This is a genomic window from Microtetraspora malaysiensis (genome assembly GCF_050947145.1).
Taxonomy (GTDB): Bacteria; Actinomycetota; Actinomycetes; order Streptosporangiales; family Streptosporangiaceae; genus Microtetraspora_A; species Microtetraspora_A malaysiensis.
Genome location: NZ_CP191998.1, coordinates 6,512,695 through 6,537,015 on the forward strand (window position 1 = coordinate 6,512,695; position 24,321 = coordinate 6,537,015).

The following is a 24,321-nucleotide window of genomic DNA, read 5'->3' on the forward strand; positions in this document are numbered from 1 at the left end:
ATGTCTGTCCCGATCATCACCCCCCTGCCGCCCGAGCGGTGTCATCCCGTACCGGACGCCGGGCTGGGCGCCTTGGAGACCGCCAGAGGCAACCTTCCGCTGGAGAGCGTCGACATCGCCGCCCGGGTCGCGGGGCTCCTGGCCGATGTCGAGATGACGCAGGGGTTCCGCAACCCCTTCGACGTCACCTTGGAGGCGACGTACGTCTTCCCGCTGCCGCCCCGCGCCGCGGTGACGGCCTTCCGGATGACCGCCGACGATCGGGTGATCGACGGCGTCCTGAAGGAGCGCGGACAGGCCAGAGCCGACTACGACCGCGCGCTCGCCGAAGGCCGCCGCGCGGCGATGGCCGAGGAGGACCGTCCCGACGTCTTCACCATCCGGGTCGGCAACATCCTGGCCGGCGAGCGGGTGCGGATACACCTCACGCTCAGCCAGCCCCTTCCCTTCGAAGACGGCGCGGCCGAGTTCCGTTTCCCGCTCGTGGTGGCGCCGCGCTACATCCCCGGCACGCCGCTGGACGGCGGCCAGGTCGGCGACGGCACCGCGCCGGACACGGACGCGGTGCCCGACGCCTCGCGGATCACACCACCGGTGCTCCTGCCCGGCTTCCCCAATCCGGTCCGGCTTTCGCTGGTGACGACGATCGATCCCGCCGGCCTGGGGCTCAAGGAGATCCGGTCCAGCCTCCACGAGGTCATCCAGGAGGGCGACACTGTTCGGCTGACACCGGGTGAGCGCCTGGACCGCGACTTCATCCTGCGTCTGGGCTTCGCGCCGTCCACCTCGCTGGCGCTTGTCCCCGACCCTCCGGCCTCATCCCCCGGGGCCCGTACGCCGGCCGAGACCGGGTCACGCGGATCCGGACCCGTCGGCGAGCCCGGTGGAACGGGCGACGCCGGTTCCGGGCCGGGGTCTGCCATGTCCCACCAGGGGCGGGCCACCTCTGAGGGCACCCCGCCTTCCGCCGAGGGCACGTTCACGCTGACCGTCGTTCCACCGGCGGAGAAGCCGGGCGAGACCGTTCCCCGGGACGTCGTCCTTCTGCTCGACCGATCGGGCAGCATGGCCGGGTGGAAGATGGTCGCCGCCCGGCGGGCCGCGGCGCGCATCGTCGACACACTCACCTCCCGGGACAGGTTCGCCGTGCTCGCGTTCGACACGGTCATCGAGCGCGCCTTCCCCGATGGGCTCACCCCGGCCACGGATCGCAACCGCTACCGCGCGATCGAGCACCTGTCCCGGTTGGAAGCGCGGGGTGGCACCGAGATCCTCGCCCCGATGGAGGAGGCGCTGCGTCTGCTCGCCCCGTCCACTCCCCCGCCGTCGGCAGAGCTGCCGACGCCTCCTCATCCGTTGTCCGGCGACCAGGCGTCCGGCCGTTCCCCTGACCACTTCCCCGGCCAGGGGCCGGCCCGCCCGGTCCCGTCCGAACCGGAATCCTTGTCGCCCCTCGGCTCGACACCTGCCGCCGGGCCCGATCGCGTGCTTGTGCTGGTCACCGATGGGCAGGTCGGCAACGAGGACCAGATCCTGGAGCGCACCGGGGCGCGACTGAGCGGGGTCCGGGTGCACGCCGTCGGGATCGACCGGGCCGTCAACGTCGGATTCCTCGGCAGGCTGGCCGTTCTCGGCTCCGGGCGGTGCGAACTGGTCGAGTCGGAAGACCGCCTCGACGAGGCGATGGAGCACATTCATCGCCGCATCGGCTCTCCCCTGGTCACCGGCATCTCGCTCCGGACGGACGGGTTCGACATCGTCCCCGGCACCGTCACGCACGCCGGCTCGCTCTACCCCGGCGTTCCACTGACGGTCTCCGGCCGCTATCGCGTCGGCACGGCCACCGGCGAGCCGGCGCGGCTCTTCCCATCTGACATGGGGCGTGCGACAGATCCGGTCGCCTCCCCAGACGCGGTCGGCACCGGTGACGAGAGGGCGCTGACCGTCCACGGGCTGACCTCGGACGGCCGGCCGTGGGAGGCCCGCGTGCCGGCGATGATCGTGGGAGGCGACGCCGCGGGTGGCGCCGCCCGGGCCGTGTGGGCACGGGCCCATGTGCGCGACCTCGAAGATCGGTACGCGGTCGGCGACCGGTCGCTGGAACACGAGATCGTCGCGACGTCGCTGCGTTTCGGTGTGCTCTGCCGATTCACCGCGTTCGTCGCGGTGGACACCCACGTGGCCGCCGACGGCAGGCCGAAGCACCACGTGATCCAGCCGGTCGAGCTGCCCAGCGGCTGGGAGCCGCCTCAGCCGGTCATGGCGGCCGCCATGACCACGATGGCCTTCTCCGCCAAGAGCGCTCCCGCGCCGGGCCGCCCCGCCGACACGCCCATCGCCTGGATGGACGCCGGCGTCGGCCCGCCCGCGGCCCCGGGAAGCGCGGCATCGCGACCGCCTCGGCTCGGCAGCGGGTTCACCGGCGGGCAGGGCTGGTCTCCGGGCGGGGGGACCGCTCCGACGACGAGTCTCGACGGCATCCGGCCGCACCTGGCCGAGGAACTGCGGCGGCTCCGCGCGGTGGAGTCTTCCCCCGAGCCGGTCCGCCGTCGCTACCTCGCGGATCTTGCCAGCCGCCTGCGGGTGTTCGATCACCTGGTCGGCGGCCATGCGGAGCTGTCCGCGCTGGGAGAGGCGCTCGATCAGGCCGAACGTGCCGACGTCGACCTCGCCGATCTGTGGCGGCGAGCGGTCGAGGTCCTCAGCCGGCTTTCCGCCGGCTCCCCTGAAGAGACCTCCGCCACGCCGTCGCTCCCGCCGGAGCAATCATCCACGGCAGCGGATGCCGGGGAGGGGCGCGCCGCAGCGGAGCCGCTCACCGAAGAGCCGCCCCGCTCCGAACGCCGCCCCTTCTGGAAGCGCCAGTGAGCCTCGGTCGGGGTCGCCGGCCGTGGCTCACGGCGCTCGTGGGGGGATCAGTGAGGTTCGTTCAGACGGATGACGTCGGACGGTGGGTGAGGCGCGGGACGCCTGGGTTCCCGCACTCCGCCCGTGTCGGGCCGGTCGTCGCGTCCCCCTGCGGGGACGGGAGATCGGCGGCGCAGCACACGGAGAATGAGCCGTTTAAGCCCCATATGCCACGAACGCATAGGGTTGCCCGGTGAGTTCCACACTGATCCTCGATGGCGGCCTCGCCACCCACCTTGAGGCCCTGGGCTGCGACCTTTCCGACGACCTCTGGTCGGCCAAGCTGCTGATCGAAGATCCCGGCGCGATCCGGCAGGTTCATCTCGACTACTTCGCGGCCGGTGCGGACGTCGCGACGACGGCGAGCTACCAGGCCAGCATCCCTGGCTTCGTGCGGCGCGGCCTGACCTCGCGGGAGGCGGCGGATCTCATCCGCCTGTCGGTCAAGCTGGCCGTACAGGCCCGGGACACCGCCGGGCATGGGCTGGTGGCCGCGAGCGTCGGGCCGTACGGCGCCTATCTGGCCGACGGCTCCGAGTACACCGGCGACTACGACCTCGACGAGGCGGGGCTGACCGCATGGCACCGGGACCGCCTGGAGATCCTGGCGAACGCCGGAGCGGACCTGCTGGCCTGCGAGACCATCCCGTCGCTGGCGGAGGCTCGAGCATTGGCCACGCTGCTGGGCGAGCTGCCGTCGGTGCGGGCCTGGGTCAGCTTCTCGTGCCGCGACGACGAGCACATCAGCGACGGCACCCCGCTGCGCGAGTGCGCCGCGCTGTTCGCCGAGTTGCCCCAGGTCATCGCGGTCGGTGTGAACTGCACGGCCCCGCGCCACATCCCGGGCCTGATCGGCCGGATCGAGGGCAAACCCGTCGTGGTCTATCCCAACTCCGGCGAGACATGGGACGCGGCCGGTCACCGCTGGCTCGGCCTCACCGATCCAGTGGAGTACGGCGAGGCCGCCGCCCGGTGGCACGCCCTGGGCGCGGTGTACGTCGGCGGCTGCTGCCGCACCACGCCGGAGCACATCCGCCAGATCCGCGCCCGGGTCTGAGCCCACGGAGGGCCGCACCCGGGCTCAGCCGGCGATCAGGAGTCGGGCGCCCCGGGACGAGATCCTCGATCCGGGGCCGCTCGCCTCGAGGAATGGGCGGTCAGGACTTCGACGCGGCCGCCCGGGCGGTGCGGACCATCTCGACCTTGGCGCTGGCGGCGTACTTGTCCACGTACTCCTGGCCGGACAGCTCCATCAGCGCGTACATGATCTCGTCGGTGACGGCGCGGAGCACGAGGCGGTCGCCTTCCATCCCGTAGTAGCGGGAGAAGTCGAGCGGCTTGCCGTACCTGACACCGGGACGGATGCCGAATTTGGGGATGGGGTGCCCGGGGGGCATCATCTCGAACGTGTTGACCATCGCCCAGGGGATGACCGGGGCGCGGGCCTCCAGGGCGAGCCGGGCGACGCCGGTCTTGCCCTTGTACAGCCGGCCGTCCGGAGAGCGTGTCCCCTCCGGATAGATGCCGAGGACCTGGTTGTCCTTGAGGACGCGCAGGCCGGTGCGGAGCGCAGCCTCGCTGGCCTTGCCTCCGGAACGGTCGATCGGCACGGTCCCGACACCGGAGAAGAAGGCCCGGCTGACCAAGCCCTTGATCCCGCGGCCGGTGAAGTACTCGGCCTTGCCGAGGGAGATGACCTTGCGCGGTAGAAACCCCGCGCCGAAGAAATGGTCGGCGAACGACAGGTGGTTGCCCGCCAGGATCACCGGACCTTCGGCCGGCACGTTCTCCATCCCCTTAGCCCAGGGGCGGTAGATGAGCCGGAGCAATGGCCAGATGGTGTACTTCACCACCCAATACAACACCGTGGGCGCTCCTTCGATCGGATGTGCAAGTCATCTTCCCATGTCTTAAGGTGCTCGCACTAACCATGGCCAACGTGCGACTATCGGGCGAATCTGGAGGAGCACCCGACACGGAGGTTCTCTCATGCCGCTGCTTTCCGGCGCCGAGCCGTACCAGCATGATGGGGGCGAGATCGGCGTCCTGCTGTGCCACGGGTTCACCGGATCACCCCAGGCGTTGCGGCCGTGGGGCGAATACCTCGCGGAGGCCGGGCTGACCGTCGCCCTTCCCCGGCTTCCCGGCCACGGCACGACCTGGCAGGAGATGAGCCGGACCCGCTGGGAGGACTGGTACGCCGAGCTGGACAAGTCGTTCGCCGATTTGCGCGGCGCCTGCGCCGAGGTGTTCGTGATGGGCCTGTCGATGGGCGGGTGCATGGCGCTCCGGCTCGCGGAGGTGCACGGCGAGTTGGTGCGCGGTGTGGTCGTGGTCAATCCGTCCGTGGTGAACGACGTGCCGATCCTGCGGCTGGCTCCGGTGCTGAAATGGTTCCTGCGGTCGGTTCCGGGCGTGGCGGGCGACATCAAGAAAGAGGGTGCGACCGAGCTCGGCTACGCGCGGACGCCGGTCCGGGCCGCCGCCACGCTGCCACGTTTCTGGAGGCTCGTTCAGCAGGACCTGAACCGGATCACTCAGCCGGTGCTGGTGTACCGGAGTCCTCAGGACCACGTGGTGAAACCGGCGAGCGTGGAGTTCCTCCGGGAACGGATGGGGAACAATCTGGAAATCAGAGAACTACCCGACAGCTACCACGTCGCCACGTTGGACAACGATGCCCCCACGATCTTTGCGGGGAGCCTCGACTTCATTCGCACGCATGCGTCGGTACCCTTGACGAAGGACTCCTGACCCGGGATCGAAGTGACGCCACAGAGTGACGAGGACGAGGTCTGGCGTCAGATCGTCGCCTCTTTCAATGAGAAGGCCGAGGACACCTCGGCCGGTCAACCATGGCCCGACCGGGAGAACGTCCCGGACGAGCCCCCCGCGGAGAAGAAAGAGGAGGAGGACACCGAGCCGGTCCAAGCGGCCGTCCAAGAGCCTGTCGACGACGAGGACCACTACATCCCTCCGCCTCCTCCCCCGTTGCCCAAGGCGGACGGCGTCGCCAAGCTGGCGTGGGCGGCCCTCTTCGGCGGCCCCGCGTACCTGCTGCTCGCGGCCCTGCTGAGCTGGCCGATGGACGGCTGGATCGTCTTCGCCGCCGTGGCGGCGTTCATCGGCGGGTTCGTGGCCCTCGTGGTGCGGATGGGCGACGGACCGCCCGCCGACTCCGGCTGGGACGACGGCGCCGTCATCTGACCTCCTGCCTGTCCTCCGCCGCCCGGCCGCGGCCGGGCCCTGCGCCCGACCTCCGGGCGGCTTCGGGACGACGGCCAGGCGACCTCCGTTCCCGGCGAGATCCGTACGCACAGGGCAGCGCCGGAGGTGCGTCCCACCCGGCTCGATTTCGGGGACGGGCGGCCGGGATGCCCCGCGACCGGCGCGGAGCCGAAAGCGACGGGAGACCGACCGCCACGATGAGCGGCCCCGTGGTCAGACGCGGCGCACCGGTCAGAGGCGGCGCACGCGCTATTTGGCCGAGGCGCCGAACGTCTCGACCACGTCGTGGTAGCGGTCGTTCGCGTCGAGCGTGTGCCCGACCGCCATGGTGGTCGCACCGACCCGGGTCACCGCCTGCAGGCGGACCGTGCGGTCGGGCACCGAGTCACCGTGCACGACCTTCCACTTCGAGCCGGTGTAGGTGAGCAGGAAGGCCGTCCCGGGCCGCCCGGGATCGTAGCCCGACACCCAGAACGCGCCGGCGCCGTCGCCGGCCACGCCGTACAGCTCGGCCTGGGCGACGGGCAGCTTCTCCCTGGTCCAGCTCTCGCCATCCCAGGACAGCACGAGCGGCGTGATTTTGCCGGAGGGCTGGTAGACCCCGCCGACCGCGACCGCGCGCTTGCGGCTCTGGACGTAGATGTCGCGCAGGAAGCCGCCCTTCACCACGGGGACGTGGGACACCTTCCAGCCGGTCGTGGTGAGCCGGAGGATCAGCGGCCGGGAGCCGGAGTCGCCGACCGCCCAGCCCTCCGACTTGCCGGTGAGGCCGACGCCGTACAGGGCGCCGGCCGGCCCCTGCACGGTCTCCCAGCCGGTCCAGGAGGGAGCGGTCGCCTCGGCGACGAGCGTCCGGCCGTCCCGGCTGCCGACCAGCACCACCCTGCCGGTCGTCGCGGCGACCGCGCCGATCCAGTCGCCGCCGCGCAGCTGCGGCACGGTGAGCCGGTCGAACCCGTCGCGGTTTCCCCTGGCGACGTACGGCAGGCCGTCGTGGCCGTCACCGACCGCCCACACGTCGTTCTTGGAGGCGGCGGCCACGGAGCGCAGGTGCCCGGCGCCCGTGGTGTCGTTGCGGACGCCCACCTCCGTCCAGGAGCTGCCGTTCCAGTGCGTGATGACGCCCTGGTTCTGCCAGAAGTCCCAGACGTCCTGCTGGCCGACCGCCCACACGTCCTTCTCCGAGAGTCCGGCGACGTCGGAGAGGGAGCCGTCCGCCTGGAGTTTGGCGGAGGACGTACGGCTGCGCGTGGCCTGGTTGCCCGACTCCGGGCTCCCGGGTTCGGCGTAGGCGGGCGCCACCGATGTGGCGCACAGAAGGAAGCCGGCCACGAGACCGGCGAGGAGCACACCAAGCGGTGCCGCGCGCCGTCTGTGGCGGCGGGTCATGAACAAATCGTACGGTGGCGGGAGTGACCCGTGTGCGCGAGGTCACGATTCCGGTCCCGAATGTGACCTATTAGCCCGATTTCCCGGCAGGTCCGGTCACCGCGCCGCCGAGCGTGTCTCCGTACAGGTCCGCGACCACGGGGCGGTGGTCGCTGGCGATCACGAGGTCGGCGGGGTCGGCGTCCGCGGCTCCGCAGCACGCCACGGCGAGGCCGGGGGCGGCGAAGATCCCGTCGATCCGCTTCGCCGGCCGCCTGGCGCTGAAGGTCCCGCCCTCCCCCTTCGGCGACTCCCCGTAGCAGTCCGTGAAGCGCCGGTCGAAGTAGCCCCAGGTGGGCCCGCCGGGCTCCTCGTTGACGTCCCCGCACAGGACGGCGCGCGCCTCGAAGACCCGGGCGAGGCGCTCCACGATCGGCACGATCTCGGCGGCGTGCCGGAGCCGCGCCCCGGGGTGCAGGTCGAGGTGGAAACAGCACACCGCGAGCCGCAGGCCGTCCTTCTCGACGACCGCGAACACGACGACGCGCGGCTCCAGCGCGGGGAACCAGCGCAGCCGGTGCTCCGCGGCGTGCAACACCCGTACGGCGGGCCCGGTGAGCACCGCCGTACCGGCCAGGCGCGCCCCGGAGGCGCGGCCGCCCGCCGCGATCGTCAGGCCGGTCTCCCGGGCGAGGCGGCGCCGCCTGCCGGGGAGCCGCGGGGCCTCCTGAACGCACAGCACGTCGGGCCGCATGGCGTTGACGACCCGCACGAGCGCTCGGCGGTCATCACGCCCCGCCCGCACGTTGTAGGTGGCGATCCTGATGGCTGCCAGCGCTCGCTCCCGACTCCCGTCCGTACGTCACATGCCCGGCGCGGTCCCGCACCGGCGGTGTCAGCGGAGCCGGGCGAGGTCGGCGGCGCCCACCATGCCGGCGGCCGGTCCCAGCTCGGCGGCGCGGATGCCGGCGAGCGGGCGGTGCCCACGCCCGGTGAGGCGGGCCGCGTAGTCGGCGCGGACCCGGTCGAGGAACAGGTCCGCGGCGCCGGAGACCCCGCCGCCGATGATGAAGCAGCCGGGGTCGAGGACCGCCGCCAGGTCGGCCAGACCCTGGGCCAGCCAGTCGGCGAGGAACTCGAACGCGGCGAGCGCGGCGGCGTCTCCGTCCCTGGCGGCGTCGGTGACGTGCTGCCCGACGACGGCGTCCGCGGAGCCGGCCAGCTCAAGCAGGCGGGCCGCGGAGGACGGGTCGGCGGCGGCGTTGATCCGCGCCTGCCGCACGAGCGCGTTCCCGCTGGCGTACTGCTCCCAGCAGCCGTGGTTGCCGCACCCGCAGGGCAGGCCCTCCGGCACCATCTGCATGTGGCCGAGCTCGCCCCCCATGCCCCAGCGGCCCCGGTAGAGCGCGCCGCCGAGGACGACGCCGCCGCCGATGCCGGTGCCGAGGGCGACGCACACGACGTGGCTCTCGCCCCGGCCCGCGCCGAAGCGGTACTCGCCCCAGGCGGTGGCGTTGGCGTCGTTCTCCACCACGACGGGGAGGCCGACCAGCTCGGCGACCTTCTTGCGCAGCGGCTCCTCGCGCCAGACCAGGTTGGGGGCGAACCGGACGATCGACCGGGTCTCGTCCACGAACCCGGCGGCCCCCAGGCCGACGGCCTCGACGGCGTGCCGCCGGGCCAGCTCGGTCACCGCGTCGGCGATGGCGTCGGCCACCAGCTCGGGGCCGCCGGCCGGCGTCGGCCGCAGGGCGCGGTCGAGGATCCGCCCGTCCTCCGTGACGACACCCGAAGCGATCTTCGTGCCGCCGATGTCCACGCCGATGGTCAAGGCCATTGCTCGAAACCTCTGTCAGCCCAGGTCGATGTGCTCTACACGCGGCTCGTCCGGCCGCTTGGGCGGGGTCGCCCGCTGCTGCAGGGCGTCCACCGCCTGGCGCAGCGCCGTGACCAGCTCGCCGCCCGCCGCGATCAGGTGGTCGGTGACGTCGCCGCCGGACTCCTTGCCCGCGGCGATCACCCGGCAGACCGGGCAGGCCCGGCAGATGTACTCGTCGTGCTCGTCGGCGGCGACCGCCTCTCCCCACACGTCGTCGGTACGGCCGGTGCCGAACGCGCCGCCGAGACCACCGCCCAGGGCGTCACCGAGCCCGCTCACGCCGCCCTTCACAAAACCCTTGCCCAGCTCGCGGCCCACCCGCCGCTGCAGGGTGTCAAAGAGCTTCATGGCCTCCTCCGCGATCGACCCGAGCGGGTCCTGTCGCGGGGATCCGTTGGTGCCCTGGGTGTCGTTGGACCCGTTGTTGGCATTGTTTTCTGTCATTTCGCCCCTCCTGTCTCGAACCGTACCCGGAGGTGCCCGTCGCGGAGCACGGCACCGGCGATCCCCCTGCGGGCCAGTGCCGCGGGAAGGGCGATCACCCGCCGGTAGGAGCCCGCCGTGACGATCAGGTCCTCTCCCTTGCGAGCCAGATCCACGGCCTCCTTGTCGGCCAGCGGGAGGGCGAGGACCAGTTCGTCGGCCTCGACGCGCATCGGCGGCTCGGCGCTCGGTGGGGCGAACGGGTCGGCCGTGCCGTACAGCGCGGCGGCGACCTCCGCCAGAGCGCGCGGGCCCACCGGCTCGGCCGGGAGATAGGGGACGGTGTGGATCGGCAGGGGCGCGAACGAGTGGTGGATCTCCGCGAGCTGCCTGGCCTGCGCCTCCACCCAGCCGCGCCGCCAGTCGTCGGCGTCGTCGGCCGGGAAGACGCGGTTGGCGACGACCCCGTCCACGCGGTAGCCGTACAGGCTGAGCGAGGTCAGCGTGCGCCGGGCCTCGGCGACGACCACGGCCTCGGGGGTGAGCACGAGGCGGACCGAGGCGTTGTCGCCGGTCAGCAGCTCACGGACCTCCATCAGGCCGCGGTGCAGCCGCTCTCCGGCGGAGATGACGGCGCCCTCGGGGGCGCTCACCTTGGCGATGTGCCTGACCACCGGCGAGACCGCGCGCAGCACCCGCCGCAGGCCCGGGAGCAGCCGGTTGACGTGCCAGTCGAGGGCCTCGGGGAGGGCGAGCAGCCGCAGCGTCTCGGCGGTGGGCGCGCAGTCGACCACGACGACGTCCCAGCGGCCGTCGCGGGTCTGCTCGCGCAGTTCGAGCAGCGCGATGATCTCCTCGGCGCCGGGCAGGACCGTGATCTCCTCGGAGGTGACCTCGTCCAGGCCCAGCTCCTGGAGCACGTTTCTGGCGTACGCCCGCAGCTCGCCCCAGTGGCGTTCGAGCGCCTTCTGCGTGTCGACCTGCTGGAGGTAGAGCCCCGGCGCCGCCTGGACCGGCTCTCCGGAGGCGGGCACGGCGAGCGCGTCGGCGAGGGAGTGGGCGGTGTCCGTGGAGACGACCAGCGTCTTCAGTCCGCGCTCCGCCGCGAGGGTCGCGGTCGCCGCCGCCGCGGTGGTCTTGCCGACGCCGCCCTTCCCCGTGAAGAGGAGGACCCTCATCGGCCTTCGACGCGCTTCTTGAGCCCCTTGAGGGCCGTGTCGACGATGACCTTCTCGGCCTTGCGCTTGATCATGCCGATCATCGGCACCTTGAGGTCCACGGCCAGCTCGTACGTCACCTCGGTGCCGCCGGAGGTCTCGGTGAGGCGGTAGCTGCCGTCCAGACCGGAGACCATCTTGCCGGGCTCGACGATGTGCCAGCTCACGGCGGTGTCGTCGATCCACTCGTAGCCGAGGACGTAGTCGTCGCTGATCACCCCGGCGTCGAGGGCGAACCGGACGCGTGCCGCCCGGCCCTGCTCGGCGGTCTCCAGGACGCTCGCGGACTTCACCTGGCCGGCCCACTCGGGGTAGGCGGGGAAGTCGGCGATCACGGTCATGACGGACGCCGGGTCGGCGTCGATCGTGATGCTCGACGTGGTTCGATCAGCCATGGGCTAACCGTACTTCACCATTCCAGGGCGAAAGGTGTGCCGCGCCCGCGGAAATGACCAACGTTGACGCACTCGGTGCGACCCACCCGGGTCCTGCTCACCAGGGGCTGGTGGACGTGCCCGAACAGCGCGTATCTGGGCTGCGTCCTCCTGATCGCCTCCAGGGTGGCCTCGCTGCCGCGTTCCAGCCGGCGGGCGACGACGTCGTAGAGCAGCTCGGGGATCGCGGGCGGGATGTGGCAGCACAGCACGTCCACCTCGCCCAGCGCCTCGACCTTGCGGGCGTACTCCTCGTCGTCGATCTCGTACGGCGTGCGGTAGGGGGTGTGCAGCCCGCCGCCGACGAAGCCGAACCTGAGCCCGCCGATCTCGGCGGTGGCGCCGTCGAGGACGACGTGGCCGGGGCGGACGAACTCCGGCCACAGCCGCGGGACGTCCACGTTCCCGTACGTCATGTAGGCGGGCGTCGGCATCGCCTGGAAGATCTCGGCGTACTGGCGGCGGACCGCGGCCTCGATGTGGTCGCGGGGGTCTCCGTCGAGCGCGGCCCACAGCGCGGCCGACATGGCCCGCGCCTCGTCGAACCGGCCCGCGGTGCGCAGCCCGATGAACTCGGAGGCCTTCTCCCGTCCGAACAGGTCGGCGAAGATCCCGCGCGAGTGGTCGGCGTAGTCGACGAAGAGGATGAGGTCGCCCAGGCATACGAGGGCGTCGGCGCCGTCGCCCGCCCGAGCCAGGGCGTCGGCCCGGCCGTGGACGTCGCTGACGACATGCACCCTCATGCCGGACATCGTAGTACCGGCGCCCGAGCCGGTCCGGCGCCCGCCCCGATCGTGTGTTCGAACCTTCGGATCGTGCCGGCGAGTAAGGAGCGAGTCCGGTCTCCCCCACGGAACGCCCGGTCCCACGAGCCCCGACGACCGCCCTGATAGCGTGCGAATGCGCAGATAACGCCTCTGTGACGGATCTACCCACGCGTAACTTCGCACGGTAGCGTCCGGTGAAGCCGATGCCCGCTCCAGCCTCGGTCAAGAAGATGTCAGGAGCGCGCCCGAAGGAGTGACCGTGCGCGAGTACAGCGTTCCCGTGCTGGTGGACGTCCCGTTGTCCGCGAATTGCACAGATACGGTGTTCCAGCGCGGCGTCGACGAACCGGACGCCGTGGTGATCCGCCGCAAGGAGGGCGACGCCTGGGTCGCGGTGACCGCGCGCGAGTTCCGTGACACGGTCGCGGGCGTCGCCAAAGGGCTGATCGCCGCCGGCGTCGAGCCCGGCGACCGGGTGGCGCTCATGTCCCGTACGCGGTACGAGTGGACGGTCGTCGACTACGCCATCTGGGCCGCGGGCGGGGTCGGGGTGCCGATCTACGAGACCTCCTCGGCCGAGCAGGTGAAGTGGATCATCTCCGACAGCGGGGCCAAGTGCGCCGTCATCGAGATGGAGTCGCACGAGCAGACGGTCAAGGAAGCCGTGCCCGACCTGACCGCGCTCTGGCGCATCGAGGGCGGCGGGCTGGAGGAGCTGACCCGGCTCGGCGCCGACGTCTCCAATGACACGCTGGCCGAACGGCGGGCCGCGCGGGGCGGACACGACCTCGCCACGATCATCTACACCTCCGGCACCACCGGCCGGCCCAAGGGCTGCATGCTCAGCCACGACAACCTGCTGTTCACCGCGCGGAACGTGGCGCAGGGCCCGCTGGAGCTGCTGTTCGACGTACACGACCGGGCCGCGCTGCTGTTCCTGCCGCTCGCGCACAGCTTCGCGAGGATCATCCAGATCGTCCTCATCGAGACGGCCACCGTGATCGGGCACACGCCCAACATGAAGAACGTCGCACCGGACCTGCAGACGTTCAAGCCGACCTTCCTGCTCGGGGTGCCCCGTGTCTTCGAGAAGGTCTACAACGCCGCGGAGCTCAAGGCCACCTCCGAGGGCAAGGGCAAGATCTTCCACACCGCCGTGAACGTCGGGATCGAGTGGAGCAAGGCGGAGAGCTCCGGCGGCGCCTCCCTCGGCCTCCGCCTCAAGCACGCCCTCTTCGACAAGCTCGTGTACGGCAAGCTGCGGGCGGCGACCGGCGGCGCGCTGAGCGCGGCCGTCTCCGGCGGCTCCGCCCTCGGCGAGCGACTGGGTCACTTCTTCCGCGGCGTCGGCATCGAGGTGTTCGAGGGCTGGGGCCTCACCGAGACGAGCGCGCCCTCGTCGGTGAACATCCCGGGCGCGAACAAGGTCGGCACGGTTGGCAAGCCGTTCCCCGGCGTCACCATCGGCATCGCCGACGACGGCGAGATCCTGGTCAAGGGGCGCCACGTCTTCGGCGGCTACTGGAACAACGAGCGGGCCACCAAGGAGGCCATCGACGCGCAGGGCTGGTTCCACACCGGCGACGTCGGCGAGCTCGACAAGGACGGCTACCTGCGGATCACCGGCAGGAAGAAGGAGATCCTCGTCACCGCGGCCGGGAAGAACGTCGCCCCCGGCCCGCTGGAGGACAGCATCCGGGCGCACCGGCTGGTCAGCCAGGTGATGGTGGTCGGCGACGATCGGCCGTTCGTCGCCGCGCTCGTCACGCTCGACCCGGAGGCCATGGAACAGTGGAAGTCGGCCAACGGGCGCACCGGCGCCTCCATGGCCGAGCTCTGCTCCGACCCGGCCGTCGTGGCCGAGGTGCAACGGGCCGTGGACAACGCCAACCTCTCCGTCTCCAGGGCCGAGCAGATCAAGAAGTTCGCCATCCTCGACATCGAGCTGAGCGAGGACTCCGGCCACGTCACGCCGAAGCAGTCGATCAAGCGTCACGTCGTGGCACGCGACTTCGCCAAGCAGATCGACGACCTGTACGCGTAACTCCACCTGGCGGGACGCCACCCGCCAGGTCCGGCGCCTCCTCGCGTATGTGCCGCCCGCTGTACGCCGCCCGCGCAGGGCCGCGGGCGGCACGATGGGCGTGGCCCGGGTGCCGCGGACGGACTTTCCGGCCACCGGATACCGGTCGCCACTGCTGAACGCTTCCGGCGGCCGCTAGGACTGCGCTTCCCCGGCTTCCGGGAGCGCCCGGCCCCGTGGGGCCTCCTCCACCCGGCCGGGCGCGAGCAGGCCGGTGAACCGGGCGGCCACGAGGTCCCAGCGCCACTCCTCCTCGATCCACGCTCGGCCACGCTCCCCCATGGCGCGGGCACGCGCGGGATCGCTCAGCAGCTCGACGAGTGCGGCCGCCACCTCCTCGTGCGACGTCCCGTCGACCATCAGTCCGGTCTCGCCGTGCCGTACGGCGTCGGGGGCGCCGCCGGACGCGCCCGCGACGACCGGCAGGCCGGTCGCCGACGCCTCCAGGTAGACGATGCCGAGCCCCTCGACGTCCAGCCCGCCCAGGCGGGTACGGCACGGCATGGCGAAGACGTCGCCGGCGTCGTAGTACGACGGCAGGTCGGCCCAGGGCACGGAGCCGGTGAGCACGACGGAGTCCGCGAGCCCGCTCCCCTCCGCCATCCGCCGCAGTGCGCCGCGCGAGGGGCCGCCCCCGACCAGCAACAGCATCGCGTCCGGGATCCGGGCGCGGACCAGCGGCCAGGCGCGGACCAGCGTGTCCTGGCCCTTGCGCGGCACCAGCCGCGAGACGCACACGACCACGGGCCGCTCACCGAGCCCCAGCGACATCCTCACCCGCGCTCCCCCGGCGCCCGGGTGGAAGGTCGCGGTGTCCACGCCCGGCGCGAGCCGTACGAGCTTGGCGTCGGGGATGTGCGGCGCGAGGTGGCCGCGCGTGTACTCACCCAGGTAGGTGACCAGATCCGCGCCCTCGCCGATGCGGCGCAGGAGGTCGCGGGCGATCGGCAGCCGGGCCCAGGACGCCTCGTGGCCGTGCGTCAGCATGACCACGCGCCGGGCCCCGGCCTCACGCAGGGCGGGGGCGAGCAGGCCGAGCGGGGCCGCGGCGCCGAAGACGACGGTGCGGCAGTCCCGCGCCAGCTCGGCGGCCCGGCGCGCCACCGACGGCCCCGGCAGCATGAGCGAGGTCGGGTGCCGCACCACCTCGTACGGCTGCCGCGCGTCGAACGCCTCGCACCCCTTCCAGCGTGGGGCGTAGACCACGACCGACGCCGGGTCGAGGCGGGAGGCCAGCCCGTGGACGAACGCCTGGATGCCCCCGGGCCTCGGCGGGAAGTCGTTGGTGACGAACAGGGTCCTGTCCACGGCCCCTCCTCCGGGTCCGCCGCTCTGCACGGTCGTCGCGTCACGGCCGGGGCACGCCATTGAGGCGCGCCCAGGACCGTGCCATCGCGATGCGCTCGGCGGTCGAGGGGTGTGAGGCGTAGAGCATGTAGTCCAGGGCGCTCGGCGACAGGTCCGAGATGTTGCGCAGCGCCAGGCTCTTCTGCATGGCGATGAACGGGGCCGGGTCGCGGGTGAGGTCGAGCGCGTGCGCGTCCGCGCGGGCCTCGATCTGCCGGCTCACCACGTTCTGCGCCGGCCCGGAAAGCACGGTGCCGAGGGAGATGAGCCCGACGAGCAGCGCGACGGCCCGGGGGTCGCCCGCCGAGGAGACTCCCGCGCGGCGGCGCAGCGCCTGGAACACGAGGAAGAGCAGGCAGGTGCCCGCCGCTGCGCCGAGGGCGCCCACCAGCGTGCCGTACAGGACGTCGTCGTTCTTGGCGTGGCCCAGCTCGTGCGCGACGACCAGCTCGACCTCCTGCTCCGGCTGACTGACCAGCGTGTCGTAGACGACGATGCGGCGGGTGGCCCCGAACCCGGAGACGTACGCGTTGAGCGCGGTGGTGCGGCGGGAGGCGTCGGCGACCAGCACGTCCTTGACCGGGACGCCGTCCCTCTGGGCCATGGCGAGCAGGTCGGTGCGCAGCTGCCCGGCGGGCAGCGGCGTGAAGTTGTTGAACATCGGCTCTACCACGACCGGGTACGCGAAGGACACCACGACGGTCAGCGCGAACGCGCCCACGGAGGCGGGGATCCACCAGGCGCGCGGCCACTTGCGGGCGAGTGCGACGATCACCAGCACGGCGATGCCGGAGAGCACGATCTGGAGGGCGAAGTTCTTCAGCCGGTCGGCGGACCAGGAACCCCAGGTCTGCGTGGACAGGCCGTAGTCCCGCAGCACGCCCTCCATCCACATGCCGAGCGGCCATCTGAGCACCAGCGAGACGACGTAGACACCGAGCAGGCCGATGATCGCCTTGATCCACCAGGGTCCCCTGAGCCGCCCGATCAGCCGGGCGCCGACCGGGGTGAGGACGAGCACTCCCCCGATGAGCAGGGTCAGCGCGAGCGACAGGTAGCCGGGAGGCGACGTCGCCGCGTCGAAGGCGTCGGCGCGGTCGAGCTGGGCGCGGGTGAAGTCCAGCGCGGGCTCGGCGCGCACGTCCGGAGCGTCGGGGCCGAGGGGCCGCCACGGGGTCGTGACCGCGACGACCGCCAGCAGGGCCGCGCCCAGAGCGAGCAGCGTGATCGCCGCCGCCCGGCTCCCGGAGTAGCGTCCGGCTCTGGAGCGGCCGACATGTCCGGCGACGTCGCTCTGTGACATCCCCATCACCCCTTCGCAGTCCGCGGCGGTTCTCGTGCGGGCGGGCCATATCAGGCGAGCTCGCGGCGCAGGTATCCTCGCCAGGCCGCGGTCAGCTCCGCCAGATCGGTGCCTAACGTTTCTACCAGCGCCGTGGTGATGCCGTGGCGACGCGCCGCCCGATAGAGAGCCACCAGGGCGTGCTCCCCGTACCGGTCGGCAATGTACCGGCAGGCCAGCCATGCCTCCTCGTACGCCTGCGGGAGCCGCGGCCCGCCGGGCCGGAACGCCTCGCGGCCGGGCAGTGCCACGGGCGGCGTTCCGGAACGGACCTCGGCGGTGAGCTCCGCCGCGACCGCCCGCGCCGTGAGGCCGCTGCCGTGATAGCCGACGTAGTCGGCGAAGCCCTCCACCAGCCAGGCCGGCATGTCCCCGGAGAGCGCGGCGCCGGTGGCGACGTGGGTCAGCTCGTGGGCCAGCACGACCCGGCGGCCGGTCGGGGAGAGCCGGCCGAACCCGGACGGCGCCACGATCACGTGGTCGACGTCGGCCAGGGCGGCCAGGCCCGCCACCCCGGAGGGCGACGCGAGCACCTCCGCCTGCTCGTCGGTCGCCGGGACGAGGATCACCGCGTCCACCTGCCCCCAGACCCGGGCGACCGTACGGCGAGCGGAGTCGGCCACGTCGGCGAGCCCGGCTCCGGCACGGGCCCCAGGCGTGGAGAGGGACGGCGGCGTGGACGCCGCATGCCCGGTGACGACGACGGCGTGCTTCCCCCTGGCGATGGAGGCGCCGACCCATATCTCGGGGTGCTCCCCCATGACCGTCCGCGCCGTGGCGAAGGCCCGGTCGGGTGGGGCGTCGGCGGCCAGGCCGGTCACCGACGCCACGACCAGCACGGCCGCCGTGAGGCGGGCCAGAGCGAGCATGCGGAAATCGTACGGGTCGCCGGATATGCCGCGACCCCGCCCCTCTGGACGAGGGACGGGGCCGCGAGGCGTGTCCGGTCAGACCCCACCCCGGCCGGGGGGCGTCCCGGGCGCGCCCGGGATGGGGTCTTCTTCTGCCGGACGTACCCGGCCGATGGGCGGGGACGCTCCTGGGGGCACGTCGGGAGCGTCAGGTCCGACAGCCCGGGGGAACGGCTGTCGGCATCGGACGCTCACCGCCCATCGGCGGGCGCTCCTGTGTTCTCAGCTGCCGGGGCGGACCGCTCCGACGAAGCTGCTCTTGCGGTAGGCGTCGAGCTTGTCGATGCGGACCACCGCGCCGGTGTGCGGCGAGTGGATCATCTTGCCCTTTCCGACGTACATACCGACGTGGCCGCCGCCGCTCGTGAAGATGAGGTCACCGGGCTTGAGCTTGCTCCAGGCGACCTTCTTCTTCACACCGCTGCGCTGTGACCAGGTGGTGCGCGGGATGTCCACGCCGGCCTTCTGCCAGGCGTACTGGACGAGGCCCGAGCAGTCGAACGCGCCGGGGCCGCTGGCGCCCCATCGGTACGGGTCGCCGAGTTGCTTCTTGGCCACTTCGACGGCCTTGCGGGCCAGCTGCTGCTGGCGGGCCGCCTTGGACTGGCGGCTGGAGGTCTGCGCGGTGGCGACCGTCACGGTGGCCGACATTTCGGCTTCCGTCAGGGCCGTCGCACTCGTGGTCGTGACCTTCTCCATGGTGAGGCCGTCCGTCACGGGGTCGGCCGAGGCGGGGGAGGCGCCGACGGCCCCGAAGGAGACGCCGATCGCGGCGCCGCCCAGGGTGACGCGGGCAAGGCGGGACAGACGTGCAGGGGTGCTGGACAGGATCGCTCCTAGGGTCTTCCGCTTGCGCCTACCGGGTTAGCTGACGGGTTCGGGCGGGGAAGTCGCCCTACGGCGCGAAGCGCGCCGATTCACCCCGGACCTTCGGCAGAAGGTCGATGGTTCCCCGGCTCCGTGCCTCCTGACTGCACGGACTCGGCATGTCGCTTCACCTCAGGAAGTCCCGAAGCTGGCGACGGATGCTGCGCGAACACGGCGTCGGACCGTTGTTCGCGGCGGTGGCGTGGCGCTCACCGCGGCCCAGAAGTTACCGATTCGTGCCACAAGACGGCAAAGGCCTAACCAAGAAATAAAGATCGAATAAACGATCCGGGCAAGCGGAAACCCCTGGGTAGCCGATATTTCCGGACAGTCGATGTGACCCTGCTCACATTTGCCGCATCACACCACAAATTGGCCACATCGGCCACATCGATCACTCCGATTGCGAGATCGATTCCGGCGTTCGCCTTTACGCCACGAAGATCGTCAACGGCCCCATTTTGATCCACTTCGGTGTGAGAGTTATCACATTTCTCACTAAAGATCGGAAGTCATAATCCAGCCCTGCGCGAGCCGGCGTACTTCGCGATGGATCTTTTGTCTCCATCGCCTTCCCAGCCCGCGCTTCGGCGAATGGGCGAGGGGCACCGCACGCGCCGACGACACGCCGTCATTGTTCGCGCGCCGGGCGGACGGACGGCGGGGCCTCGGGCGAGGCCGCGTGGGTGCGCGCCACGCAACGGAGTCCGCGTGGGGCCGGTAACGGCCCTCCGGGCGACGTGACGGGCCCCTGGGGGCGGGCAGGGCACGTGAGCCGGCGCGCTGTCCGCATACGTATCACCAGGATCGCGGGCGCGGAGCGGTAGGGAGCGAGGACCGCAGCGTTGGCCCGCGGGCGTCGCGAGGACCGCGGGTTCCTTCCGGCGAAGCGCCCGACCCGGCCAAGCCGGAAGAGCAAGGCCGCATACGCGAAGCGGGACACCGGTCAGCCGGTGTCCCGCCAGATCGAGAGTCCGCTATCCAGCGGCACGGATCAAGGGCGCACCGCCCCCATCGCGTTGTACTGGGCCAGCGTGACGACCTTCACCACGTCACCCGTCTGCGGAGCGTGGACGACCTTGCCGTTTCCGGCGTAGATGCCCACATGGCCGAGCCCGGCATGCCAGAGCAGGTCGCCGGCCTGCAGCGCGTTGAGCGGGACCTTGCGGCTCGCCCCCCACGCCCACTGCTCATAGCTCGTCCGTGGCAGCGACACCCCGCCGGCCGACCACGCGGCCTGGACGAGTCCCGAGCAGTCCCACGAGCCCGGCCCGGTCGCGCCGTACCGGTACGGCTTGCCGATCTGCCGGTAGGCGAACTGAAGCGCGGCGAGCGCGTTACCCGAGGCGGGCCCGGAATACACGGCACCGGCGCTGTTGGTGTTGCCCGGGTTGTACGCCCCGATGCGGCGCAGCAGCTCGGTCTGCTCCTTGACCAGCTGGTCGGCCTGCTTCTTCTCCTTGAGGAGGTCGGCTTTGACCTTGGTGGCCTCAACGTAGACGCCCTTCTTCTGATCCCGCTGTTTCTTGAGATCAGCGATGGCGCCCTGGTACTCGTTGAGCTGCCGGGCCCGCCCCTGCGAAAGCTGGTCGAGCGCGGCGAGGCCGCTGAGCATCGATTCGGGGTTCGGGCTGTAGAGCAGCCCCATGGAGACGATGTCTCCGGTCTGGTACGTGCTGGTGGCGACCGTCACCAGACTCTCGCGCAGTACGTCGACCCTCTCGGCCTTCTTGGTGTAGCTGGCGTTGATCTCGGCGTACTGCTTCTTGGCCTTCTTCCACTTCTCGTTGGCCGCGTTGTACTGGTCCACGACCTTGTCGGCCTGCTCGTTCAGCTTCTTCAGCTTGGCCTTGGCCTGCGCGACCGTGGGCTTGGGGTCGGCCTGGGCGCCAGTTATTGGCAACAGCAGCGCCACAGCTGCCAAGCCGACAACGACCGCGGGTACACGCCCTCGCACTGACGTCCCCTTCGATATAGACAAATCTGGGGCGCGACTTTACTCAGGCGATCATGGTGATTCAACCTATTCGCAGGTATTCGCACCGCTCATCACCTATGGCGACCAGCAGGGAACCCTCAGTGATCACGCACGGCCGAGACGCCGGAGCAACAGCAGCGACGGCACCGGCCGCGCCCCCATCCGGCGTACGGAATCGGCCACCTCGCGGTCGGAGGAGACCACCGCGATGGCGCGCCCGGCGGGCTCCGCCTTGACGAGCTGGCGGATGAGATCATCGGCGATCTGACCCGGGGCGCTGAACATCACCCGGACCCCGCGCGGAGCCGACACCTGCACCGGCCCGTTGAGCTCCGCTCCGTCGAAGACGCAGGTCACCTCCACCCTGGCCTGTACGGCGAGGCCGCCGAGCCCGGTGAGGAGCCGGGCCCGCTGGTCCGCCAGCGTGAGCGTCGGATAGCCCGTCTTGGTGACGTTGTAGCCGTCGATGATGACGTGCAGGTTGGGAATGGCGAGCAACTGGTCGAACAGCTGGGGATCGTCGTCGGCGAGCGCCCTGGCGGGCACCGCGCGCACGCTCGGCGCGCCCGGGACCACCGCCGACACGTAGTCGGCCGGCTTGCTGATCATCGTGGGCAGGGCCAGCTCCTTGCGCAGCCCGGCGGCGGCGTCCTGCAACGCGTCCATGAGCACGCGGATGCGGGCGTCCTCCACGCTGCGTCCCTCGCGGGCCGCGCGGCGGCTCGCCTCAAGCTGCCGCTCCGCGTCCGCGAGGCGCTCCTTCAGTCTGCGGATCTCCGTCTCGGCCGCGCCGCTGGCGTTCGCCACCCTGGCCCTGGCCTCGACCGTCTCGGTCTCCAGCTCGGCCGCACGCTGGTCGGCCGCCTTGGCCCGCTCACGCGCGTCGTGCAGCTTGCGCCGGAGGTCGGCGTTCTCCCCGCGGGCGGCTCTGATCTGCTCGCGCAGCCGCTCGGCCTCCTCCTTGGCGGCCGTGCGCTGGGCGGCGAGCTGCTCGCGGAGCCGCGCCTCGACCTGGTCCCGCTCCGCCTCGGCCGACGTGGTCAGCTCCAGGTCCTCACGGGCGCGCTCGACCAGATCCGGCCAGTCCTGAGGGCGGATCAGGTACGCCGCGGCGGCGACAAGCACAGGATCGGCCGCCGCCGGGACCACGCCTTCGGCGAGGCCCGTCGCCAGGTCCGGCCAAGCGGACCTGAGCGTCTCCGCGACCGTCTCGCGGAACTCCTTGTCCGACTCGAGCAGGGCGGCGATCGGCGCGCCGCCGAGGCGGGCGCGCTTGCGCGGGTCGAACTTGGCGATGCCGCGCAACTGAGGCGGGATCGTGGCTGCCGGCATGGACCCCAGAACCTGAGCCGCGAGCTCCACCACGTGTAAACGCACCTGCTCCGGCAGCGGACGAGACAGGCCCTCTCCGGCTGAACTCATCCGCTTGCTCCTCATCCTTGTCCTTTTTAAAGGGTACGGCCGCCGTGCCCCTGGCCGGGTCGGGGCATCACCCTGGCCCGCGCGTCCGCCGCCCGGGCCTTCTCTTGGCATCGCGGGGGGCTCCCTTACGATGCACGAACTGCGAGGTTAACGGACTTCAGCCAACCGGTTGGTTGCGATAAGGACTCAGGACGGACCCGCCGACCCGTGACTGTCGCTCCAGAGGACACCCCCTTACCGGACGTCCCGCCAGTCCTCCGGCACCTCCCCCGCCAAGCACACGGTGTTGCCGTGTATCCACACCTCCCCCCGCTCAGGGAAGCCGACGATGCCGAGCTCAAATACATCGGCATCCGCATATATCTCGGGATGTTTTGGAGCGCCCGAATTTTCCTCTTGAATGCGGTAGCCCCGACTGCGCCAATGAGCGCCGACGGCCTTGACGACAGAGCGAGGATCTCTGGCCTTGACATCGTAGCTAGAGCTGAATGACCTCTTTTGTGCTTGATCACATTGCCAGGGCCTCCTGGTCTTCAGATAGGGCTCCGCTCCGTCAAGCCCGGCCGCCACCGTTTCATCCAGTGCCCCGAGCATCATGCGCAGCCCGTCGGCCAGAGAAGGCAGCTTCTTATCCACCATCACGCATCCTTGGGCAAATACGACAATAATGACGACGAGAGGGACAAACATCTTACGTTTCATCGGTCCCGTCCCTCCCAACGCCGAATGGCATCGGTCTCTGATCTCCGGCGATCACATGCGCGATGTTCTTGGTCGCAAGCTTGCTTCTGCCTGTGGTCGTGAAGTAGTCGCCGTGGGCGTCGATGTCGAGGCCGAGTTGCACGAGATCGCGGTCCGTGCCGGTCGCCAGACGGGTGACGCCGTCGAGGAGGATGGGATCCTGCCCGTGGCCCGTCCAGGCGGTGGCCAGCAGGCCGAGCAGCCCCGCCTTCGACAGCAGCGACACCACGGGCGCGATGCCGATCACGTCGTGGGGGTGACGCAGGGCGTACAGGCGGATGCCGGGAGCGCGCAGAGCTGCCGCCGAATAGACCCCCCACCCCGGGCTCGCCACGGCGACGAGGTTGCCGGGACGCAGCCCGGCGGTCACGGCGTGGCCGGTCACCGTACTGCCATACGAGTGGCCGACCAGGGTGGTGCGGACGTCGTCGCCGAGGCGCAGGCCGGTCACGAAGCCGCGGAGCAGGGGCCCGCCGGCCTCGGCGTAGGACGTCCAGGCCGCCTGTGGCAAGGTCTGCGGCAGGTCGCATCCCATCCAGGCGATCGTGGCCGTCCTTCCCCCGGAGAAGCGCTCGGCGAAGTCGTGCAGGGCCAGCGCGTTCGCACCCGGGCCGTCGGCATAGGTCGCGAGATTGTTCCCGGTGCCGGGCACGGTGACGGCGACGGACGCCGCGGAGGCGAGATCGCCGAACACCTCGGCGACCCGGCCCTGCCCGTTCGGGTCGAACAGCAGGAACTGCCGGGGCACCCGCAACGAGACGACCCGCCCGTCCCGCATGGCCGGCACCTCGCGGGGTTGAAGCAGCCGGGAGAACAGGGCGACCCGGTCGGTCAGCCACAGAGCCTCCGCCTCCGCGCGAGCCTGCCGGATGAGCAGCCGGTTCGCCGCGTACCGCAGCTCGTACGGCACGCCGCCGAGCGGGCCGGTCAGGGCGGCGCTGGCGAGGGCGACCGCGAGCGCGGTGTCCGGCGCGAGCGTGGCGAAGAACGCGGCCACCGCTTCGTCACGCCCGGGCCCGGGGCCCCGGGCACCGACGAGGAGCCGTAGTTCGGACAGCGCGGCGTCGGCCGCGCCGGACGCAACGGCGACCAGCGCGCTGCGCACCGCGGGCGGCTCCACCGGGTCGAGGGCCAGCGCGTCGGCCTGTTCGGCGATCGCGGCCCTGCGCCGCAGGTCCGCCGAGGTCTCCTCGCACCAGCGCCGCAGCGCGCGCAGCCGCTCGGCGTAGTGCGCCAGCTCGGGGTGGCGCGCGATCTGGTCGGCGCCGAACACCGGTGAAAGGGCGCCGCCCACCCTCGGGGCGAGGCGGCCCGACACGTCGTCCAGGCGGGCGGCGAGCGCGCGCAGGGACGGCGCGTCGGCCAACCACAGCTTGGTCACGTTGCGGATCGTAGGGCATCGGTCAC

General features: G+C 71.5%; 21 protein-coding genes and 1 riboswitch. Of the genes, 5 read left to right on the forward strand and 16 right to left on the reverse strand.

Going from position 1 to position 24,321, the window contains the following annotated elements; genetic code table 11:
- On the forward strand, positions 1-2,868 hold the full coding sequence (locus ACQP1V_RS30670; protein WP_433413480.1) for a VIT domain-containing protein: 2,868 nt from the start codon (positions 1-3) through the stop codon (positions 2,866-2,868).
- A gap of 232 nt (positions 2,869-3,100) precedes the next feature.
- The gene (gene mmuM, locus ACQP1V_RS30675; RefSeq protein ID WP_387408739.1) at positions 3,101-3,964 is read left to right on the forward strand and encodes a homocysteine S-methyltransferase; all 864 of its coding nucleotides are present in this window, start codon (positions 3,101-3,103) and stop codon (positions 3,962-3,964) included.
- 100 nt (positions 3,965-4,064) lie between these two features.
- On the opposite strand, the gene ACQP1V_RS30680 is transcribed toward mmuM, so the two are convergent.
- Entirely contained in the window at positions 4,065-4,772 is a 708-nt protein-coding gene (locus ACQP1V_RS30680; RefSeq protein WP_433413481.1) for a lysophospholipid acyltransferase family protein, read from the reverse strand.
- A gap of 124 nt (positions 4,773-4,896) precedes the next feature.
- Here ACQP1V_RS30680 and ACQP1V_RS30685 point away from each other — a divergent pair, with 124 nt between their 5' ends.
- Both ACQP1V_RS30685 and ACQP1V_RS30690 read left to right on the forward strand, forming a co-directional pair.
- Positions 4,897-5,661, forward strand: coding sequence for an alpha/beta hydrolase (locus tag ACQP1V_RS30685; protein WP_067128228.1), 765 nt, complete (start codon positions 4,897-4,899; stop codon positions 5,659-5,661).
- Between the two features lie 12 nt (positions 5,662-5,673).
- Positions 5,674-6,114: a hypothetical protein gene (locus tag ACQP1V_RS30690; protein ID WP_433413482.1), complete on the forward strand. Its 441-nt coding sequence runs from the start codon at positions 5,674-5,676 to the stop codon at positions 6,112-6,114.
- A 270-nt stretch (positions 6,115-6,384) separates the two neighbouring features.
- On the opposite strand, the gene ACQP1V_RS30695 is transcribed toward ACQP1V_RS30690, so the two are convergent.
- The 7 genes from ACQP1V_RS30695 to ACQP1V_RS30725 form a co-directional block, all read right to left on the reverse strand.
- Complete coding sequence (locus ACQP1V_RS30695) at positions 6,385-7,524, reverse strand: hypothetical protein (RefSeq protein ID WP_433413483.1); 1,140 nt, start codon at positions 7,522-7,524, stop codon at positions 6,385-6,387.
- 70 nt (positions 7,525-7,594) lie between these two features.
- A complete protein-coding gene (locus ACQP1V_RS30700; RefSeq protein WP_433413484.1) occupies positions 7,595-8,308 on the reverse strand; it encodes an endonuclease/exonuclease/phosphatase family protein in 714 nt (237 codons plus the stop codon).
- Positions 8,309-8,398: 90 nt separating this feature from the next.
- Positions 8,399-9,340 carry an ROK family glucokinase gene (locus tag ACQP1V_RS30705; RefSeq protein ID WP_387408733.1) on the reverse strand — a complete coding sequence of 314 codons (942 nt, stop codon included), beginning with the start codon at positions 9,338-9,340 and terminating at the stop codon, positions 8,399-8,401.
- 15 nt (positions 9,341-9,355) lie between these two features.
- A complete protein-coding gene (locus tag ACQP1V_RS30710; RefSeq protein WP_433413485.1) occupies positions 9,356-9,826 on the reverse strand; it encodes a hypothetical protein in 471 nt (156 codons plus the stop codon).
- Positions 9,823-10,983: an ArsA family ATPase gene (locus ACQP1V_RS30715; protein ID WP_067128210.1), complete on the reverse strand. Its 1,161-nt coding sequence runs from the start codon at positions 10,981-10,983 to the stop codon at positions 9,823-9,825. The genes ACQP1V_RS30710 and ACQP1V_RS30715 overlap by 4 nt, the downstream gene beginning before the upstream one ends.
- The gene (locus tag ACQP1V_RS30720; RefSeq protein ID WP_067128207.1) at positions 10,980-11,417 is read right to left on the reverse strand and encodes an SRPBCC family protein; all 438 of its coding nucleotides are present in this window, start codon (positions 11,415-11,417) and stop codon (positions 10,980-10,982) included. The genes ACQP1V_RS30715 and ACQP1V_RS30720 overlap by 4 nt, the downstream gene beginning before the upstream one ends.
- Before the next feature lie 14 nt (positions 11,418-11,431).
- On the reverse strand, positions 11,432-12,199 hold the full coding sequence (locus ACQP1V_RS30725; protein WP_387408731.1) for a metallophosphoesterase family protein: 768 nt from the start codon (positions 12,197-12,199) through the stop codon (positions 11,432-11,434).
- A 283-nt stretch (positions 12,200-12,482) separates the two neighbouring features.
- Here ACQP1V_RS30725 and ACQP1V_RS30730 point away from each other — a divergent pair, with 283 nt between their 5' ends.
- Positions 12,483-14,267 (forward strand): AMP-dependent synthetase/ligase, encoded by a 1,785-nt coding sequence (locus ACQP1V_RS30730; protein ID WP_433413486.1) that lies wholly within the window; start codon positions 12,483-12,485, stop codon positions 14,265-14,267.
- Positions 14,268-14,441: 174 nt separating this feature from the next.
- On the opposite strand, the gene ACQP1V_RS30735 is transcribed toward ACQP1V_RS30730, so the two are convergent.
- The 8 genes from ACQP1V_RS30735 to ACQP1V_RS30770 all read right to left on the reverse strand — a co-directional run bounded on the left by ACQP1V_RS30735 (position 14,442) and on the right by ACQP1V_RS30770 (position 24,295).
- Complete coding sequence (locus ACQP1V_RS30735; protein ID WP_433413488.1) at positions 14,442-15,614, reverse strand: glycosyltransferase family 4 protein; 1,173 nt, start codon at positions 15,612-15,614, stop codon at positions 14,442-14,444.
- Positions 15,615-15,654: 40 nt separating this feature from the next.
- Complete coding sequence (locus ACQP1V_RS30740) at positions 15,655-16,956, reverse strand: M48 family metallopeptidase (RefSeq protein ID WP_433413489.1); 1,302 nt, start codon at positions 16,954-16,956, stop codon at positions 15,655-15,657.
- 50 nt (positions 16,957-17,006) lie between these two features.
- Positions 17,007-17,864 (reverse strand): hypothetical protein, encoded by an 858-nt coding sequence (locus ACQP1V_RS30745; protein WP_433413491.1) that lies wholly within the window; start codon positions 17,862-17,864, stop codon positions 17,007-17,009.
- Positions 17,865-18,128: 264 nt separating this feature from the next.
- The gene (locus ACQP1V_RS30750) at positions 18,129-18,557 is read right to left on the reverse strand and encodes a C40 family peptidase (RefSeq protein WP_433413492.1); all 429 of its coding nucleotides are present in this window, start codon (positions 18,555-18,557) and stop codon (positions 18,129-18,131) included.
- Between the two features lie 187 nt (positions 18,558-18,744).
- Positions 18,745-18,903, reverse strand: a riboswitch (cyclic di-AMP (ydaO/yuaA leader).
- 864 nt (positions 18,904-19,767) lie between these two features.
- A complete protein-coding gene (locus ACQP1V_RS30755) occupies positions 19,768-20,730 on the reverse strand; it encodes a C40 family peptidase (RefSeq protein ID WP_387408725.1) in 963 nt (320 codons plus the stop codon).
- 126 nt (positions 20,731-20,856) lie between these two features.
- Positions 20,857-22,173 (reverse strand): NYN domain-containing protein, encoded by a 1,317-nt coding sequence (locus ACQP1V_RS30760; RefSeq protein WP_387408724.1) that lies wholly within the window; start codon positions 22,171-22,173, stop codon positions 20,857-20,859.
- Between the two features lie 234 nt (positions 22,174-22,407).
- Entirely contained in the window at positions 22,408-22,875 is a 468-nt protein-coding gene (locus ACQP1V_RS30765; RefSeq protein WP_433413493.1) for a hypothetical protein, read from the reverse strand.
- Positions 22,865-24,295, reverse strand: coding sequence for an alpha/beta hydrolase (locus tag ACQP1V_RS30770; protein ID WP_433413494.1), 1,431 nt, complete (start codon positions 24,293-24,295; stop codon positions 22,865-22,867). The genes ACQP1V_RS30765 and ACQP1V_RS30770 overlap by 11 nt, the downstream gene beginning before the upstream one ends.
- Positions 24,296-24,321 lie beyond the last annotated feature (26 nt).